The sequence below is a fragment of the Pseudomonas sp. Pse1 genome, assembly GCF_024519635.1.
GTDB lineage: Bacteria > Pseudomonadota > Gammaproteobacteria > Pseudomonadales > Pseudomonadaceae > Aquipseudomonas.
In genome coordinates, this window is record NZ_JALJRO010000022.1 from 1 (window position 1) to 16,758 (window position 16,758).

The following is a 16,758-nucleotide window of genomic DNA, read 5'->3' on the forward strand; positions in this document are numbered from 1 at the left end:
AGGACACCGCCCTTTCACGGCGGTAACAGGGGTTCGAGTCCCCTAGGGGACGCCAGTTTTACAGAAGCGATGTTGCAAAACGTCGCTCCGCCGCGAGGCGAAAAATCCGGGGCTTTAGCTCAGCTGGGAGAGCGCCTGCATGGCATGCAGGAGGTCAGCGGTTCGATCCCGCTAAGCTCCACCAATTTACAGTTCAAGGTCTGGCCACACCGGCCTTGAATCGATCAGTACTCAGCGCTGATCATGTACAGAAGGTTTGTGTCCCCTTCGTCTAGTGGCCTAGGACACCGCCCTTTCACGGCGGTAACAGGGGTTCGAGTCCCCTAGGGGACGCCACGATTACCCGCTCTGCGGGATTTTATAAGGGTCATTCAATTATTGAATGGCCCTTTTGTTTGTCTGGCGTTTGGCCAATCTTCCTACTCCCTCAATCCTGCTCTTCTGACCAACGGTCCTATCAACGACTTGCGTAAATTTATTATGAGAATAATATTTCTATCGTAATATTCGGAGGCAACGATGAACGACAAAAAAGCTCAAACCCGTGAACGCATTCTCCAGGCCGCCAGTTCTGCGCTGGTTCAGCGTGGTCCGGCCGAGCCAAGCGTGGGCGAAGTGATGGGCGCGGCCGGCCTGACTGTCGGCGGTTTCTATGCGCACTTCGAAAGCAAGGACGCGATGATGCTGGAAGCCTTCACTCAACTGCTCGGTCAACGCCGGGCGCTGATCGCCGAGATGGACAGCGAGCTGAGTGGTGAGGAGCGTCGGGCGTTGGTGGCGGCCTTTTACCTGTCGCGCAAGCACCGTGATTCGACCGAGCAGGCCTGCCCGATTCCGGCAGCGGTCGGTGAGATGGGGCGCCTGCCGGATAATTTTCGCAGTGCGCTGAATGAACACATCGAGCTGATGGTGGCGCAGTTGGCCACCAGCCCGGAAGACATCGACAAGGTGCTGGCTGATCTGGCGTTGATGGTGGGTGGTCTGGCCCTGGCGCGCGCGCTGGGGGCCGGTGAGTTGTCTGATCGATTGCTGCGCGCCGCCAAGTCGGCGGTGCTGTGACCTGAAGCGTTGGCCCTGGGAGATGAGCGATGAGCACGATGAGTTGGATTCGCGGCGTTAACGGCACATTGGGCTGGGTAGCGCCACAGATGGTTGCGAACAAGATGCGTCAGGTGTTCATGACTCCCCGCGAGACGCCACCCCGGGATTGGGAGCTGCCGCTGCTGGCCAGCGCCGAGCGCATCACCCTGCGCTTTGGTCTCTCGGCCTTGCGCTGGGGCCAGGGACCCACTGTTTTGCTGATGCACGGTTGGGAAGGGCGGCCGACCCAGTTCGCCAGCCTGATCAACGCACTGGTTGAGGCGGGCTACACCGCTGTTGCGCTCGACGGTCCGGCCCACGGTCGATCGCCCGGCCATGAGGCCAACGTGATGCTGTTTGCCCGGGCGATGCTCGAGGCCGCAGCCGAGTTGCCGCCACTGCATGCGGTCATCGGCCACTCCATGGGCGGTGCCAGTGCCATGCTCGCCGTGCAACTGGGCCTGCGCACCGAAAATCTGGTGAGCATCGCCGCTCCGGCGCGGATCCTCAGCGTGCTACGCGGTTTTGCGAAGTTCGTTGGCATGCCGGCGCGAGCACGCTCGGCGTTTATCCGCAAAATCGAGCAAGAGGTGGGCATTCCCGCTTCCCGACTGGATGTCGCCCATTATCAGCTGGACATGCCGGGGCTGATCGTCCACGCCGAAGACGACACCTTTGTGCGGGTCAGCGAATCGCAACTGATTCATGAGGCCTGGTTCGACAGTCGTCTGTTGCGGCTGGAGACGGGCGGTCATCAGCGCGTGCTGGCCGATCCTCGCGTGGTCGAGGGCGTGCTGACCTTGCTCGCCGGCCGCAGCCTGCAGGCGCGCCAATCGGCCTGATCATCCGTTACACTGCTCCCGGTCGAATAAACGGACCGGGAGTGTGGAATGGGCTGGGATCGGGCAACCCCCTTTGTGATTGACCTGCAGGTGGCCGCTGAGGACATCGACGGGCTGGGACACGCCAACAACGCGGTGTACGTCACCTGGCTCGAACGTTGCGCCTGGCGCCACTCACAGCGCCTGGGACTGGACCTGGTGGAGTATCGCCGGCTGGACCGAGCCATGGCCGTGGTCCGCCACGAGATCGATTACCTGGCCGCCGCCTACGAGGGTGACGAGCTGCAGTTGGCGACCTGGATCGTCGACTGGGACCAGCGCCTGAAAATGACCCGGCAGTTTCAGCTGGTACGCCCCAGCGACAACTCGACCCTGCTGCGAGCGCAAACCACCTTTGTCTGTATTGAGCTGTCTACGGGCCGGCCGAAGCGTATGCCGAGTGAGTTTATTGAGGGGTATGGGCCGGCGTTAGTCGAAGCATAAATCTGGCAGGTTCAGGACGTTTGTTTCTGGTGTAGGTGACGCTTACGGCTCCAGATGTAGGAGAAGGAGAATTACCTTTAGCGAACGGTCCTAATCGCACGTTTGACCCCGCCGAGACTCTCGCGAAGCTTTGAGTGCACGCCGCATTATTTCTGCCTCTCTTCTGAACAGAAATAATGGAGATCAAGCGCTGTGAGCGCCGGCTATTTTATAGGTCTGAATGACGAAACGAAGTGTGGCGGCAAGGTTCTCGATGGCGATCCGAGAATCAATCTTTACGGTGATCTACATGCGTGTGAGGGTGGTCGAGTTACGTGCGGGGTAACCGATAAAACCTACCAGATCGTCGGTGGTATTCCTTACATGGAGAGCCACGGCAGGTTGATGGCCGGCACCCTCGACAGCCGCAGCGGCTGAGTGACACACCCGTGGCAGTAGAAATGGTCAGTTAATTCACCAAACGCAAAAACGGCACCCGAAGGTGCCGTTTCTGTTTGTACTGCGTGCCTTTCTAAGCGATCAACCCGCCAGACCCGAGTGCTGAACCAGGGTCAGCAGCGGTTGTGGGTAGACGCCGAGGAAGAACGCCAGTACGGCGATTGCCAGCAGCATCACGCCGCCCGCTTTCTGTTCCCAGTGCAGCTGGGCGTCGACGCGGCGCAGGTTTGGCTCGATCAGGAACAGGGTGACCATCACGCGCAGGTAGTAGAACACGCCGATGGCGCTGCCCAGTACCAGCGAGCCAACCAGCCACCATTGGTGGGCTTCGACACCGGTGGCGATGATGTAGAACTTGCCGATGAAGCCGGCGGTCAGCGGGATGCCGGCCAGAGACAGCATCATCACGGTCAGTACTGCAGTCAGGTACGGACGACGCCAGAACAGGCCGCGGTACTCGTACAGGGCATCAGCGTCACGGCCTTTGTACGGCGAGGACATCAGGGTGATCACACCGAAGGCGCCGAGGCTGGTGATCACGTAGGTGACCAGGTACACGCCGATAGCTTCCAGTGCCAGACCCTTGCTCGCCACCAGGGCGATCAGCAGGTAACCGAAGTGGGCAATCGACGAGTAACCCAGCAGACGCTTGAGGTTGCTTTGGGTCAGTGCCAGCAGGTTACCGAACAGGATCGAGGCAATCGCGATCACGGTCAGCACGGTGCTCAACACGCCGCTGCTGGCCACTGGCGACATCTGGAACAGACGCACCATCACCGCGAACACCGCGACTTTCGAGGCGGTGGCGAGGAACGCCGCCACCGGTGCCGGAGCACCCTCGTAGACGTCCGGAGTCCACAGGTGGAAGGGTACCAGCGACAGTTTGAACGCCAGGCCGATCAGCATCATGCCCAGGCCCAGTTGCGCCAGCGGGCTTGGCAGGCCAGTGGCCTCCAGCGCCATGCCGATGCCGCTGAAGCTCAAGGTGCCGGCTTCGGCGTAGAGCAGGGCCATACCGAACAACAGGAACGCGGAACCGGCAGCCGACAGCACCATGTACTTGATGCCGGCTTCCAGCGAACGCTTGTTGAAGAAGGCGTAAGCCACCAGGCCGTAGACCGGTACCGACAGCAGTTCCAGGCCGATGAACAGGCCGGCCAGGTGCTGCGCGCTGACCAGCACCAGGCCACCAGCGGCAGCCAGCAGGATCAGCAGGTACAGTTCTTCGCGGTTGCCCGGGTAACCGGTGCCGCCGTCGCCCAGGTAGGCATGGGCGAGGGTGACGCAGGCGAGGGTGGCGACCAGGATCAGCGCCATGTACAGGCAGGCGAAGCTGTCGATCTGCAGCAGTGGGGTCACGGCCAAAGGCGCGACTTTCAGCGCTGGCAGGATCGACAACAGGGCCAGGTTAAGACCCGCCACCGACAACAGGAAGGTCTGCGAGTGGTTGCGGCGCCAGGCGATCGCCAGCATCACCACGATAATGGTGAGGCTGGTGATCAACAGTGGCGCAAGCGCAATAAAGTGTTGAATCGTGAATTCCATAGCGCTCTTACCGGGCCGAAGCGAGTTGAGTGAAGGCGGTACCGAGCCATTGCTGCACGCCATGCATGGTCGCAGCAGAGGTATCGAGGAACGGTTGCGGGAAGACGCCGAGGTAAATCAGCAGCACCGCAAGGCCGAGCACCATGATCAGTTCGCGAGCATCCATGCCATGCAACACCGCGTCGGACTTCGACGGGCCGAAGTAGGCGCGGTGAATCATGATCAGCGAGTAGACCGAACCGAACACCAGGCCGGAGGTAGCAATCGCGGTGATCCATGGCGCACTGGCGAAGGTGCCGATCAGGATCAGGAACTCACCGACGAAGTTACCGGTACCCGGCAGACCCAGGGAGGCGGCTGCAAAGAACAGGCTGATGGCCGGCAGGTAAGCGATCTTCGACCACAGGCCGCCCATTTCACGCATGTCGCGGGTGTGAGTGCGCTCGTACAGTTGACCGCTGAGGATAAACAGTGCGGCAGCCGACAGGCCGTGGGCCAGCATCTGGATCACGGCACCTTGCAGGGCTTGCGCGCTGCCGGAGTAGATGCCAATCAGCACGAAGCCCATGTGGGACACGCTGGAGAAGGCGATCAGACGCTTGATGTCGGTCTGCGCAAACGCCAGGAACGCACCGTAGAAGATCCCGACCAGGCCCAGAGCCATGGCAATCGGCGCGAACTCGGCCGAAGCATTCGGGAACAACGGCAGGGCGAAGCGCAGCAGGCCGTAGGCAGCGGTTTTCAGCAGGATACCGGCGAGGTCGACGGAACCGGCGGTCGGTGCCTGGGCGTGAGCGTCAGGCAGCCAGGAGTGAAACGGTACAACCGGCAGCTTGACCGCGAAGGCGATGAAGAAGCCGAGCATCAGGATGTACTCGGTGGTCATCGACATCTTGGTCTTCAACAGGTCGGCGTAGTTGAAGGTGATCACACCGGTGTTGTTGAAGTTGACCAGTACCAGGGCCAGGATCGCCACCAACATGATCAGGCCGGAAGCCTGGGTGAAGATGAAGAACTTGGTCGCCGCGTAGATCCGGGTTTTCTTGCCGTCCGAAGAGCTGTGACCCCAGAGCGCGATGAGGAAGTACATCGGCACCAGCATCATTTCCCAGAAGAAGAAGAACATGAACAGGTCGAGGGCGAGGAACACGCCGACAACGCCGCCCAGGATCCACATCAGGTTCAGGTGGAAGAAGCCCACGTGACGCTGAATTTCTTTCCAGGAGCAGAGTACCGAGAGGATACCCAGCAGGCCGGTCAGCAGGATCATCAACAGCGACAGGCCGTCGAGGGCCAGGTGCACGTTGATGCCGAAGCGCTCGATCCAGACGTGCTTGAATTCAAGCGCCCAGGTCGGGTCGGCGCCAGGCGCCGGCGCAAATGAATAGTCACCGTGGGCCCACAGCCAGAGGCCGAGAGCGAGTTCCAGGGTCATGGTCAACAGCGCAATCCAGCGCGGGAGGGTGGCGCCGAAGCGCTCAGCCATCCAGCACAGCAGGCCGCCGATGAAGGGAATCAGGATTAGCCAAGGCAGAATCATGACGGGCTCGTTTCCTTTCGCAAGTTCGCAAGGTTCATATCAGACCGCTACCAGCACGATGGCGCCGATAACCAGCACGGCACCAGCAGCCATCGAGGCAGCGTACCAACGCAGTTGACCGGTCTCGGTACGGCTCAGGGAGTTGTGACCCCCTTTGGCCAGGCGCGGGATCAAACCGATGGTTTGGTCGAACGGGTCTTTGCGCAGCAGGTGGCTGATCGCCAGGTATGGCTTGACGAACAGTTTGTCGTAGATCCAGTCGAAGCCCCAGGCAGCGAACCACCAGGCCGAGAGCAGGCGGCCGATGCCGCTGTTGGCGATCGCGGTGACTAAGCGACGCTTGCCGAGGAACAGCAGCGCGGCCAGCAGGATACCGGACAGGGCGATGGCGCCCGAGGCGATTTCCAGGCTGTGCTTGGCTTCGCCGCCGGCGTGACCAACGCTTTCTGGCAGTACGCCATGCAGCGGTGGAACGATCATCGCGCCAATGGCGGTCGACAACACGATCAGCACCGACAGTGGCAACCAGTGGGCAATGCCGTGGCCGGCGTGGGCTTCGGTCTTGGCTTCACCGTGGAACGCGATGAAGATCAGGCGGAAGGTGTACAGCGAAGTCATGAACGCACCGACCAGGCCGGCGTACAGCAGACCGTGGTTGCCGCTGGCGAAGGCTTCCCAGAGGATTTCGTCTTTCGAGTAGAAACCTGCGGTCACCAGTGGCAGGGCCGCGAGGGCCGCGCCGCCGACGATGAAGCTGGCGTAGGCCAGTGGCAGCTTTTTCCACAGACCACCCATCTTGAAGATGTTCTGCTCGTGGTGGCAGGCAACGATCACCGCACCGGAAGCAAGGAACAGCAGGGCCTTGAAGAAGGCGTGGGTCATCAGGTGGAAGATCGCGCCGTCCCAGGCACCGACGCCCAGGGCCAGGAACATGTAGCCGATCTGGCTCATGGTCGAGTAGGCGAGGATACGCTTGATGTCGGTCTGGACCAGGGCTGCGAAACCCGCCAGCACCAGGGTCACACCGCCGACCAGGCCAACCAGTTGCAGGATGTCCGGCGCCAGGGCGAACAAGCCGTGGGTACGGGCAATCAGGTAGACACCGGCGGTCACCATGGTGGCGGCGTGGATCAGTGCCGAAACCGGGGTAGGACCAGCCATCGCATCCGCCAGCCAGGTTTGCAGCGGCAGTTGTGCCGATTTACCAACAGCGCCGCCCAGCAGCATCAGGGTCGCCAGAACGATCCAGAAGTCGCCAGCCTGGAATTTCTGCGGTGCTAGCACCAGCAGTTCCTGGATGTTCAGCGTGCCCACCTGTTGGAACAGGATGAACAGGCCGATGGCCATGAACACGTCACCGATGCGGGTCACGATGAAGGCTTTGAGTGCTGCGTTTCCGTTGTTGCGGTTGCTGTAGTAGAAACCGATCAACAGGTAGGAGCACAGGCCCACGCCTTCCCAGCCGAAGTACAGGAACAACAGGTTATCGCCGAGCACCAGGAACAGCATGCTGGCGATAAACAGGTTGGTGTAGGCGAAGAAACGCGAGTAGCCGTCTTCACCGCGCATGTACCAGGACGCGAACAGGTGGATCAGGAAGCCGACGCCGACCACCACGCCGAGCATGGTGACCGACAGGCCATCCAGGTACAGGGCGAAGTTCGGAGCGAAGCCGTCAACCGACATCCACTGCCACAACACCTGGGTGTAGTGGCCGCCTTCCGGCGGTGCGACGTTGAATTGCCAGATCACGTAGGCGGTCACGATCGCCGACAGGCCGATGGAGCCGACGCCGATCAGTGCCGCGAGGTTTTCCGAGAGGCGGCCGCGGGAGAACGACAGCAGCAGGAACCCGATCAGCGGGAATACGAAAGTCAGAAAGAGTAGGTTCATCCGCGCATCTCACTGGCAGCGTCGATATCGAGCGTGTGGAAGCGGCGATACAGTTGCAGCAGGATCGCCAGGCCAATACTGGCTTCGGCGGCTGCCAGGCTGATCACCAGGATGAACATGATCTGTCCATCCGGCTGGCCCCAACGGGCGCCAGCTACGATGAACGCCAGGGCAGAGGCGTTCATCATCACTTCCAGGCTCATCAACACGAAAAGAATGTTGCGGCGGACCATCAGGCCAACCAGGCCGAGGCAGAACAGGATGCCGGCGACCGCCAGTCCATGCTCAAGAGGGATAGCAGGCATGAGTTACTCCTTCGCCTCGTTGCGGCCCAAGTGGAATGCCGTGACGGCTGCAGCGAGCAGCAGCATCGAGGCGAGTTCGACCACCAGCAGGTAAGGACCGAACAGGCTGATGCCGACGGCCTTGGCGTCTACGGTGGTTTGACCGATGGCCGCACCGCTGCTGTGGCTGAACAGGACATACAGCAGTTCAGCCAGCAGCAGAGCGGCGAGTACGACCGGACCCAGCCAGATGCCGGGCTTGAGCCACACGCGCTCTTGCTGAACCGCGGCAGGGCCGAGGTTGAGCATCATCACCACGAACACGAACAGCACCATGATGGCGCCGGCGTAGGCGATCACTTCCAGGACCCCGGCAAATGGTGCACCGAGGCTGAAGAAGGTCATCGCCACGGCGATCAGCGAAATAATCAGGTAGAGCAGGGCGTGCACAGGGTTGGTGTTGGTGACCACACGAAGCGTGGACACCACCGCGATACCCGATGCGAAATAGAAAGCGAATTCCATCTTTCTTCCTTAAGGCAGCAAGCTCTTCACGTTGATCGGCTCGGCTTCGTTTTGTGCGGCGCCTTTCGGCTTACCGGCAACGGCCATACCTGCAACACGATAGAAGTTGTAATCAGGGTTTTTACCGGGACCAGAGATCAGAAGGTCTTCTTTCTCGTACACCAGGTCCTGACGTTTGAACTCGGCCATTTCGAAATCCGGTGTCAGCTGGATTGCGGTGGTCGGGCAAGCTTCCTCGCAGAGGCCGCAGAAGATGCAACGCGAGAAGTTGATACGGAAGAATTCCGGGTACCAGCGACCGTCTTCGGTTTCAGCTTTCTGCAGCGAGATGCAACCCACCGGGCACGCCACGGCACACAGGTTGCAGGCTACGCAACGTTCTTCGCCATCCGGGTCGCGGGTCAGGACAATACGGCCACGGTAGCGTGGCGGCAGGTAGACCGCTTCTTCCGGGTATTGCAGGGTGTCGCGCTTGCGGAAGCCATGGCCGAAAACCATGATCAGGCTGCGCAACTGGGTACCGGTACCCTTAACGATGTCGCCAATATATTTGAACATGGGTCAAATCCTCACTGAACCGCGCCCGCAGGCGTGTTCCACAACACCACCGCAGCGGTCACCAGCAAATTGATCAGGGTCAGTGGCAGGCAGAATCTCCAGCTGAAATCCATCACCTGGTCATAACGCGGGCGCGGGATCGATGCGCGCAACAGGATGAACAGCATGATGAAGAACGCGGTCTTGACTGCGAACCAGAAGAACGCCAGTTGCGGCAGGATGCCGAACGGACCGTGCCAGCCGCCGAAGAACAGGGTGACCAGCAGCGCCGAGATCAGGATGATGCCGATGTACTCGCCGACAAAGAACATGCCCCATTTCATGCCGGCATATTCAATGTGGTAACCGTCGGCCAGTTCCTGTTCCGCTTCCGGCTGGTCGAACGGGTGACGGTGAGTCACGGCGACGCCAGCGATGAAGAAGGTACAGAAGCCGAAGAACTGCGGAATGATGAACCACAGGTTCTGCGCCTGGTATTCGACGATGTCGCGCATGTTGAACGAGCCGACCTGGACCACGATGCCCATCAGCGCCAGGCCCATGAACACTTCGTAGGACACGGTCTGCGCCGAAGCCCGCAAGCTGCCCAAGAGGGCAAACTTGTTGTTACTCGACCAGCCGGCGAACAGCACCGCGTAGACCGACAGACCGGCCATGGCGAAGAAGAACAGCAGGCCGATGTTCAGGTCCGCGACACCCCAGGTCGGGGTGATCGGGATGATCGCGAAGGCGATCAGCAAGGCGCTCATGGCCACGACCGGTGCCAGGGTGAAGATCACCTTGTCGGCAAACGGCGGGGTCCAGTCTTCCTTGAAGAACATCTTCAACATGTCGGCCGCGATCTGGAACATGCCGAATGGGCCAACGCGGTTCGGACCGTAACGGTCCTGCCACCAGCCCAGCAGGCGCCGCTCGACGAAGCTGAGCAGGGCGCCGGCGACCACCACGGCCAGCAGCACCACGATCGCCTTGACGACCGCGATGATCGTGTCGATCACTTCAGGGGTGAACCAGGTCATTGCGCTGCCTCCTGCAGACCATCAACGGATGCGCCAAAGATGGCTGGCGGGATGCCTGCCAGGCCGGCTGGCAAAGCAACCAGGCCAGCACTCAGCTCTTCGTTGATGCGCAGCGGCAGACGCAGGGTCTGGCCGGCAACGTTGAGGCTGAGCAGGGCACCTTCGTTGACGCCCAGGCGATCGGCTTCGGACTTGGCCAGTGCAACGTAGGCAGTCGGAATGCGCTCTTGTACCGGTGCGGCCTTGGAAGAGTTCTCTTCGCTGCCGAACAGGTGGAAGAACGGCACGACTTGCCAAGTGCCCTGGGCCGGGTTGAAGGCGCGTGGAACACTGGCGAACCAGTTCAGCGCATCACCCTGGCTTTCGATCAGGCGAGTGCCTGGATCACCGGCACGCAGGTGACCACCGACTTCGTCCTGGAACTTGTTCCAGGCCTGCGGCGAGTTCCAGCCCGGCGACCAGGCGAACGGCACCTGCTGGCGCGGTTCGGCGGAGCCCGAGTAACCTTCCATGGAGAAGGCAAACGCGGTGTCCTTGTCTTGCGGGGTGCGTGGCTCGTGGACGCTGATGTCGGCACGCATCGCGGTACGACCGGAGTAGCGCAGCGGTTCACGTGCCAGCTTCATGCCCTTGATGCGGAACGAGGCGGACGGCGCGGCGTTGACGATACCGGCCAGTTGGCTGCTGCTCGCGGCGCAGGCTGCGGTGACGTGGTCCAGTTGGGTCCAGTCCACCGGTTGGTTGAGCAGGGTTGCACGCAGGGCGTGCAGCCAGCGCCAGCCTTCGTGAACCAGGATGCTGGCATCCATGTACTGCGGGTCGAAGACCTGGAAGAAGCGCTGGGCGCGGCCTTCCTGGCTGACCAGGGTGCCGTCGCCTTCGGCGAAGCTGGCGGCTGGCAGGACCAGGTGCGCACGGTCGCTGGTGGCGGTCTTCTGATGGTCGGCGACGATCAGCACTTTCGCAGCGTTCAGCGCGGCATCGACCTTGGCTTTGGCGGTGCGGGTGTAAAGGTCGTTTTCCAGCACGACGATGGCGTCGGCCTTACCGTCGATCACCGCTTGCAGGGCAGCGTCTACCGACTCGCCACCGAGCATGGCCAGGCCGAGGCTGTTGGCTTCCGGCACGATCAGGCTGATGGAACCGTTCTTCTCGCGCAGTTTCAGGGCCTTGGCGATGTTCGCCGCCGCTTCGATCAGCGCGTTGGAGCCCAGCGAAGTACCGGCAATGATCAGTGGGCGCTTGGCGGCCAGCAGGGCATCGGCGATACGTTTGGCCAGTTCCAGGGCTTCAGCGTCCAGGCCTTCAACTGCCGGAGCGCTGGCGTCGAGGGCGTGGGCCACGGCGAAACCGATGCGCGCGAGGTCGTCGGGAGCAGCGTGTACGCACTCTTCGGCAACGTCATCGAGCTTGGTTTCGGCGAGGCTGGCGATGAACAGTGGGTTCAGCGCGTGCTGACCGATGTTCTTCACCGCCGCATCGAGCCACGGCTGAACGCGCATGGCGTCGGCCATGTCTTCGGCCTTGCCCTTGACCGACTGGCGCAGGGCCAGAGCCATGCGTGCGGCCGTCTGGGTCAGGTCTTCACCGAGGACGAACACGGCGTCGTGATCTTCAATGTCGCGCATGGTCGGGATCGGCAGCGGGCTGTCTTTCAACACCTGCATGACCAGGCGGATACGCGCCAGCTCACCGGCTTCAATGCCGCTGTAGAAATGCTCGGCACCGACCAGTTCGCGCAGCGCGTAGTTGCTTTCGAGGCTGGCGCGGGGCGAACCGATACCGACGATGTTGCGACCGCGCAGCAGGTCAGCAGCCTTGTCCAGCGCTTCGTCCAGGCTCAGCTTGGCGCCGTTGGCCAGCAGAGGCTGGCGCGGGCGGTCTTCGCGGTTGACGTAGCCATAGCCGAAACGGCCACGGTCGCACAGGAAGTACTGGTTCACCGAACCGTTGTAGCGGTTTTCGATGCGACGCAGTTCGCCGTAACGCTCACCCGGGGAAATGTTGCAACCGCTGGAGCAGCCATGGCAGATGCTCGGCGAGAACTGCATGTCCCATTTACGGTTGTAACGCTCGGAGTGAGTCTTGTCGGTAAACACACCGGTCGGGCAGACCTCGGTGAGGTTGCCGGAGAACTCGCTTTCGAGCACGCCGTCTTCAACGCGACCGAAGTACACGTTGTCGTGCGCGCCGTACACGCCCAGGTCGGTGCCGCCGGCGTAGTCCTTATAGAAACGCACGCAACGGTAGCAGGCGATGCAGCGGTTCATTTCATGGGAAATGAACGGGCCCAGTTGCTGGTTCTGGTGGGTACGCTTGGTGAAGCGGTAACGGCGCTCGTTGTGGCCGGTCATTACCGTCATGTCTTGCAGGTGGCAGTGACCGCCTTCTTCGCACACAGGGCAGTCGTGCGGGTGGTTGGTCATCAGCCATTCGACAACACTGGCGCGGAACGCCTTGGATTCGTCATCGTCGATGGAGATCCAGGTGTTGTCGGTGGCAGGGGTCATGCAGGACATGACGATACGACCACGGGTGTCGTTCTCGTCGGTGTACTGCTTGACCGCGCACTGGCGGCAAGCGCCAACGCTGCCCAGGGCAGGGTGCCAGCAGAAATACGGGATATCGAGGCCTAGCGACAGACATGCCTGTAACAGGTTGTCTGCCCCGTCGACTTCGAGCGCTTTGCCGTCTACGTGGATAGTGGCCATTGTTCAAAGTTCTTCGTTGGCCCGGTGTCAGCGGGCGTGGCTAATGGAATCTGGTCATTCGCGTGAGTCAAAACAGCCGTTTCCGGCGTCATCACACGACAAGCGAAGGGCACGGACCCTTCGCTTTTTTCAACGGTTACGCGCCGACTACGATCGGCTTTGCCAGGGGCGGGACGGCGGCGCTGAGAGGCGCAATACCGGCTTCGAACTCTGGACGGAAGTATTTGATTGCGCTGCCCAACGGCTCCACGGCGCCCGGTGCGTGAGCACAGAACGTCTTGCCTGGGCCGAGGAAGCCGACCAGACCCAGCAGGGTCTCGATATCGCCGGGCTGGCCCTGGCCGTTCTCGATGGCCATCAGCAGCTTGACGCTCCATGGCAGGCCATCACGGCACGGGGTGCAGAAGCCGCAGGATTCGCGGGCGAAGAACTGCTCCATGTTGCGCAGCAGGGACACCATGTTGACGCTGTCATCCACCGCCATGGCCAGGCCGGTGCCCATACGGGTGCCGACCTTGGCGATGCCGCCGGCGTACATCTGTGCGTCCAGGTGTTCTGGCAACAGGAAGCCCGTACCGGCGCCGCCTGGCTGCCAGCACTTGAGCGTGTAGCCGTCGCGCATGCCGCCGGCGTAGTCTTCGAACAGCTCGCGCGCAGGCACGCCGAATGGCAGCTCCCACAGGCCAGGGTTCTTCACTTTGCCGGAGAAGCCCATCAGCTTGGTGCCGTGGTCTTCACTGCCTTCGCGGGCGAGGGATTTGTACCACTCGACGCCGTCGCCGATGATCGCAGGCACGTTGCACAGGGTCTCGACGTTGTTCACGCAAGTCGGCTTGCCCCACACGCCAACGGCGGCCGGGAAGGGCGGCTTGGAGCGTGGGTTGGCGCGGCGACCTTCGAGGGAGTTGATCAGTGCGGTTTCTTCACCGCAGATGTAACGCCCGGCGCCGGTGTGCACGAACAGTTCGAAGTCGAAACCCGAACCGAGGATGTTCTTGCCCAAAAGGCCAGCCGCCTTGGCTTCTTCCACGGCACGGTTGAGGTGCTTGGCGGCGGTGGTGTACTCGCCACGCAGGAAGATGTAGCCACGGTAGGTTTTCAGCGCGCGGGCGCTGATCAGCATGCCTTCGATCAGCAGATGGGGCAGTTGCTCCATCAGCATGCGGTCTTTCCAGGTGTTCGGCTCCATTTCATCCGCGTTGCACAGCAGGTAGCGGATGTTCATGGATTCGTCTTTGGGCATCAGGCCCCATTTGACGCCGGTCGGGAAGCCCGCACCGCCACGGCCCTTGAGGCCGGCGTCCTTGACGGTCTGGACGATGCCGTCCTGGTCCATCTCGGCAAACGCCTTGCGTGCCGCGGCGTAACCGTTTTTGGCCTGGTACTCGTCGAGCCACACGGCTTGACCGTCGTCGCGCAGGCGCCAGGTCAGCGGGTGGGTCTCGGGCGAGCGCTTGATCAGGTTCGCTGGGCCAAAGGAAGTCAGGGTCATACGTAGCCCTCCAACAGTTTGGCAACGCCGGCAGGCTGCACGTCGCCGAACGTGTCGTCGTCGATCATCAGCGCCGGGGCCTTGTCGCAGTTGCCCAGGCAGCACACCGGCAGCAGGGTGAAACGCCCGTCCGCCGTGGTCTGGCCGAGGCCGATGCCCAGCTTGTTCTGGATTTCGCTGACCACGGATTCGTGGCCGCCGATGTAGCAAACCATGCTGTCGCAGACGCGAATGATGTGGCGGCCGACTGGCTGGCGGAAGATCTGGCTGTAGAACGTCGCCACGCCTTCAACGTCGCTGGCCGGGATGCCGAGGATTTCGCCGATGGCGTACAGGGCGCCGTCCGGCACCCAGCCACGTTCCTTCTGGACGATCTTCAGCGCTTCGATCGACGCCGCGCGCGGATCTTCATAGTGATGCAGCTCGTGCTCGATGGCCGAGCGCTCGGTTTCGCTCAGGGCGAAACGGTCTGTCTGGATAAGCGTGCTGTTCATGCTTAGCGGTCCACGTCGGCCATAACGAAGTCGATACTACCCAGGTACGCAATCAAGTCCGCGACCATCTCGCCTTTGATCACCGAAGGGATCTGCTGCAAGTGGGCGAAGCTCGGCGTGCGAATCCGGGTGCGGTAGCTCATGGTGCCGCCGTCGCTCGTCAGGTAATAACTGTTGATGCCCTTGGTCGCTTCGATCATCTGGAAGGATTCGTTGGCCGGCATCACCGGGCCCCACGAAACTTGCAGGAAGTGCGTGATCAAGGTCTCGATGTGCTGCAGCGTGCGCTCTTTCGGCGGCGGCGTGGTCAGCGGGTGATCCGCCTTGTACGGGCCGGCCGGCATATTGCGCATGCACTGTTCGATGATCTTCAGGCTCTGGCGCATTTCTTCGACGCGCACGATGCAGCGGTCGTAGGCATCGCCATTGGCCGCCAGCGGCACTTCGAATTCGAAGTTCTCGTAGCCCGAGTACGGGCGCGCTTTACGCAGGTCGAAATCGCAGCCGGTGGAACGCAGGCCAGCACCGGTGACGCCCCATTCCAGGGCCTCTTTGGTGTTGTACTGGGCGACGCCGATGGTGCGACCCTTGAGGATGCTGTTATCCAGCGCAGCCTTTTGGTACTCGTCCAGACGCTTGGGCATCCAGTCGATGAATTCCTTGACCAGGCGCTCCCAGCCGTTCGGCAGGTCGTGGGCCACACCGCCGATGCGATACCAGGCCGGATGCAGGCGGAAACCGGTGACGGCTTCGATGACCTTGTAGGCGCGCTGACGGTCGGTGAAGGTGAAGAACACCGGGGTCATGGCGCCGACGTCCTGGATGTAAGTACCCAGGAACAGCAGATGGCTGGTGATCCGGAAGAACTCGGCCATCATGATGCGGATGGTGTCGACGCGGTCCGGCACCTTGATGCCCGCCAGCTTCTCGACCGAGAGCACGTACGGCAGGTTGTTCATCACCCCGCCGAGGTAGTCGATACGGTCGGTGTACGGGATGAAACTGTGCCAGGACTGGCGCTCGGCCATTTTCTCGGCACCACGGTGGTGGTAGCCGATGTCCGGTACGCAGTCGACGATCTCTTCGCCGTCCAGCTGCAGGATGATGCGGAACGCACCGTGAGCCGAAGGGTGGTTCGGGCCCAGGTTGAGGAACATGTAGTCCTCGTTCGCGCCGGAACGCTTCATGCCCCAGTCTTCAGGCTTGAAGCGCGCGGCTTCTTCCTCGAGCTGTTGCTTGGCCAGGGTCAGGCTGAACGGGTCGAACTCGGTGGCGCGCGCCGGGAAGTCCTTGCGCAGCGGGTGACCTTCCCAGGTCGGCGGCATCATGATGCGGCTCAGGTGCGGGTGACCCGGGAAGTCGATCCCGTACATGTCCCACACTTCGCGCTCGTACCAGTTGGCGTTGGGCCAGATGCTGGTGACGGACGGCACGCTGAGGTCGCTCTCGGACAAGGCGACCTTGATCATTACGTCACTATTACGTTCGATCGACAGCAGGTGGTAGAACACGGTGAAGTCGGCGCCGCTTGGCAGCCCTTGACGCTTGGTGCGCAGACGCTCGTCCACGCCATGCAGGTCATAGAGCATGACATACGGCTTGGGCAGGTTGCGCAGGAAGCTCAGGACTTCGACGAGTTTGGCACGGGCAACCCACAGCACCGGCATGCCGGTGCGGGTAGGCTGGGCGGTGAACGCCTCGGGGCCAAAACGGTTGTTCAGTTCGACGACCACATCCTGGTCGTCTGCCTTGTAAGGCGGGATGTACAGAGCACTGCCTGTAGTCATGGTTATTTATCGCTTTCGGTCAACGTAAAGAATGAAGCCAGCTTCTCGTTTCTTTGCAGGAACTGTT

15 protein-coding genes and 2 tRNA genes are annotated in these 16,758 nt (G+C 61.6%); 6 read left to right on the forward strand and 11 right to left on the reverse strand.

Features of this window, described 5'->3' with window-relative positions:
• The first annotated feature begins 108 nt into the window (after positions 1 to 108).
• From NR126_RS24280 to NR126_RS24305, 6 genes are all read left to right on the forward strand, one after another.
• A tRNA-Ala gene (locus tag NR126_RS24280) sits at positions 109 to 184 on the forward strand.
• Between the two features lie 76 nt (positions 185 to 260).
• Positions 261 to 336: transfer RNA gene (locus NR126_RS24285), tRNA-Glu, on the forward strand.
• A gap of 183 nt (positions 337 to 519) precedes the next feature.
• Entirely contained in the window at positions 520 to 1,059 is a 540-nt protein-coding gene (locus tag NR126_RS24290) for a TetR/AcrR family transcriptional regulator (RefSeq protein ID WP_105755240.1), read from the forward strand.
• A 29-nt stretch (positions 1,060 to 1,088) separates the two neighbouring features.
• Positions 1,089 to 1,922 carry an alpha/beta fold hydrolase gene (locus NR126_RS24295; protein WP_027616000.1) on the forward strand — a complete coding sequence of 278 codons (834 nt, stop codon included), beginning with the start codon at positions 1,089 to 1,091 and terminating at the stop codon, positions 1,920 to 1,922.
• A 48-nt stretch (positions 1,923 to 1,970) separates the two neighbouring features.
• On the forward strand, positions 1,971 to 2,405 hold the full coding sequence (locus NR126_RS24300) for a thioesterase family protein (protein ID WP_027616001.1): 435 nt from the start codon (positions 1,971 to 1,973) through the stop codon (positions 2,403 to 2,405).
• A 192-nt stretch (positions 2,406 to 2,597) separates the two neighbouring features.
• Positions 2,598 to 2,822, forward strand: a complete 225-nt coding sequence (locus NR126_RS24305) for a PAAR domain-containing protein (protein WP_256831931.1) — start codon at positions 2,598 to 2,600, stop codon at positions 2,820 to 2,822.
• 102 nt (positions 2,823 to 2,924) lie between these two features.
• On the opposite strand, the gene nuoN is transcribed toward NR126_RS24305, so the two are convergent.
• From nuoN to nuoC, 11 genes are all read right to left on the reverse strand, one after another.
• On the reverse strand, positions 2,925 to 4,388 hold the full coding sequence (gene nuoN, locus NR126_RS24310) for an NADH-quinone oxidoreductase subunit NuoN (RefSeq protein ID WP_027616002.1): 1,464 nt from the start codon (positions 4,386 to 4,388) through the stop codon (positions 2,925 to 2,927).
• A 7-nt stretch (positions 4,389 to 4,395) separates the two neighbouring features.
• Positions 4,396 to 5,928, reverse strand: coding sequence for an NADH-quinone oxidoreductase subunit M (nuoM, locus tag NR126_RS24315; RefSeq protein WP_027616003.1), 1,533 nt, complete (start codon positions 5,926 to 5,928; stop codon positions 4,396 to 4,398).
• A gap of 39 nt (positions 5,929 to 5,967) precedes the next feature.
• Entirely contained in the window at positions 5,968 to 7,821 is a 1,854-nt protein-coding gene (nuoL, locus tag NR126_RS24320; protein WP_256831936.1) for an NADH-quinone oxidoreductase subunit L, read from the reverse strand.
• Positions 7,818 to 8,126: an NADH-quinone oxidoreductase subunit NuoK gene (gene nuoK, locus NR126_RS24325; RefSeq protein WP_003223790.1), complete on the reverse strand. Its 309-nt coding sequence runs from the start codon at positions 8,124 to 8,126 to the stop codon at positions 7,818 to 7,820. The genes nuoL and nuoK overlap by 4 nt, the downstream gene beginning before the upstream one ends.
• Positions 8,127 to 8,129: 3 nt before the next feature.
• Positions 8,130 to 8,630, reverse strand: coding sequence for an NADH-quinone oxidoreductase subunit J (gene nuoJ, locus NR126_RS24330; RefSeq protein WP_027616005.1), 501 nt, complete (start codon positions 8,628 to 8,630; stop codon positions 8,130 to 8,132).
• A gap of 9 nt (positions 8,631 to 8,639) precedes the next feature.
• Positions 8,640 to 9,188 carry an NADH-quinone oxidoreductase subunit NuoI gene (gene nuoI, locus NR126_RS24335; RefSeq protein ID WP_027616006.1) on the reverse strand — a complete coding sequence of 183 codons (549 nt, stop codon included), beginning with the start codon at positions 9,186 to 9,188 and terminating at the stop codon, positions 8,640 to 8,642.
• Positions 9,189 to 9,199: 11 nt separating this feature from the next.
• Positions 9,200 to 10,207 (reverse strand): NADH-quinone oxidoreductase subunit NuoH, encoded by a 1,008-nt coding sequence (nuoH, locus tag NR126_RS24340; protein WP_027616007.1) that lies wholly within the window; start codon positions 10,205 to 10,207, stop codon positions 9,200 to 9,202.
• Positions 10,204 to 12,918, reverse strand: coding sequence for an NADH-quinone oxidoreductase subunit NuoG (gene nuoG, locus NR126_RS24345; protein WP_027616008.1), 2,715 nt, complete (start codon positions 12,916 to 12,918; stop codon positions 10,204 to 10,206). Before nuoG ends, nuoH begins: the two co-directional genes overlap by 4 nt.
• Before the next feature lie 136 nt (positions 12,919 to 13,054).
• Entirely contained in the window at positions 13,055 to 14,410 is a 1,356-nt protein-coding gene (gene nuoF / locus NR126_RS24350) for an NADH-quinone oxidoreductase subunit NuoF (RefSeq protein WP_105755245.1), read from the reverse strand.
• Positions 14,407 to 14,904: an NADH-quinone oxidoreductase subunit NuoE gene (nuoE, locus tag NR126_RS24355; protein WP_027616010.1), complete on the reverse strand. Its 498-nt coding sequence runs from the start codon at positions 14,902 to 14,904 to the stop codon at positions 14,407 to 14,409. Before nuoE ends, nuoF begins: the two co-directional genes overlap by 4 nt.
• Positions 14,905 to 14,906: 2 nt before the next feature.
• The gene (nuoC, locus tag NR126_RS24360) at positions 14,907 to 16,691 is read right to left on the reverse strand and encodes an NADH-quinone oxidoreductase subunit C/D (protein WP_027616011.1); all 1,785 of its coding nucleotides are present in this window, start codon (positions 16,689 to 16,691) and stop codon (positions 14,907 to 14,909) included.
• Positions 16,692 to 16,758 lie beyond the last annotated feature (67 nt).

Excerpts from the sequence above, each read along its gene's own strand:
- NR126_RS24290 (WP_105755240.1), top strand. The coding sequence starts at position 520 with ATGAACGACAAAAAAGCTCAAACCCGTGAACGCATTCTCCAGGCCGCC.
- NR126_RS24295 (WP_027616000.1), top strand. The coding sequence starts at position 1,089 with ATGAGCACGATGAGTTGGATTCGCGGCGTTAACGGCACATTGGGCTGG.
- NR126_RS24300 (WP_027616001.1), top strand. The coding sequence starts at position 1,971 with ATGGGCTGGGATCGGGCAACCCCCTTTGTGATTGACCTGCAGGTGGCC.
- nuoN (WP_027616002.1), bottom strand. The coding sequence starts at position 4,388 with ATGGAATTCACGATTCAACACTTTATTGCGCTTGCGCCACTGTTGATC.
- nuoM (WP_027616003.1), bottom strand. The coding sequence starts at position 5,928 with ATGATTCTGCCTTGGCTAATCCTGATTCCCTTCATCGGCGGCCTGCTG.
- nuoL (WP_256831936.1), bottom strand. The coding sequence starts at position 7,821 with ATGAACCTACTCTTTCTGACTTTCGTATTCCCGCTGATCGGGTTCCTG.
- nuoK (WP_003223790.1), bottom strand. The coding sequence starts at position 8,126 with ATGCCTGCTATCCCTCTTGAGCATGGACTGGCGGTCGCCGGCATCCTG.
- nuoJ (WP_027616005.1), bottom strand. The coding sequence starts at position 8,630 with ATGGAATTCGCTTTCTATTTCGCATCGGGTATCGCGGTGGTGTCCACG.
- nuoI (WP_027616006.1), bottom strand. The coding sequence starts at position 9,188 with ATGTTCAAATATATTGGCGACATCGTTAAGGGTACCGGTACCCAGTTG.
- nuoH (WP_027616007.1), bottom strand. The coding sequence starts at position 10,207 with ATGACCTGGTTCACCCCTGAAGTGATCGACACGATCATCGCGGTCGTC.
- nuoG (WP_027616008.1), bottom strand. The coding sequence starts at position 12,918 with ATGGCCACTATCCACGTAGACGGCAAAGCGCTCGAAGTCGACGGGGCA.
- nuoF (WP_105755245.1), bottom strand. The coding sequence starts at position 14,410 with ATGACCCTGACTTCCTTTGGCCCAGCGAACCTGATCAAGCGCTCGCCC.
- nuoE (WP_027616010.1), bottom strand. The coding sequence starts at position 14,904 with ATGAACAGCACGCTTATCCAGACAGACCGTTTCGCCCTGAGCGAAACC.
- nuoC (WP_027616011.1), bottom strand. The coding sequence starts at position 16,691 with ATGACTACAGGCAGTGCTCTGTACATCCCGCCTTACAAGGCAGACGAC.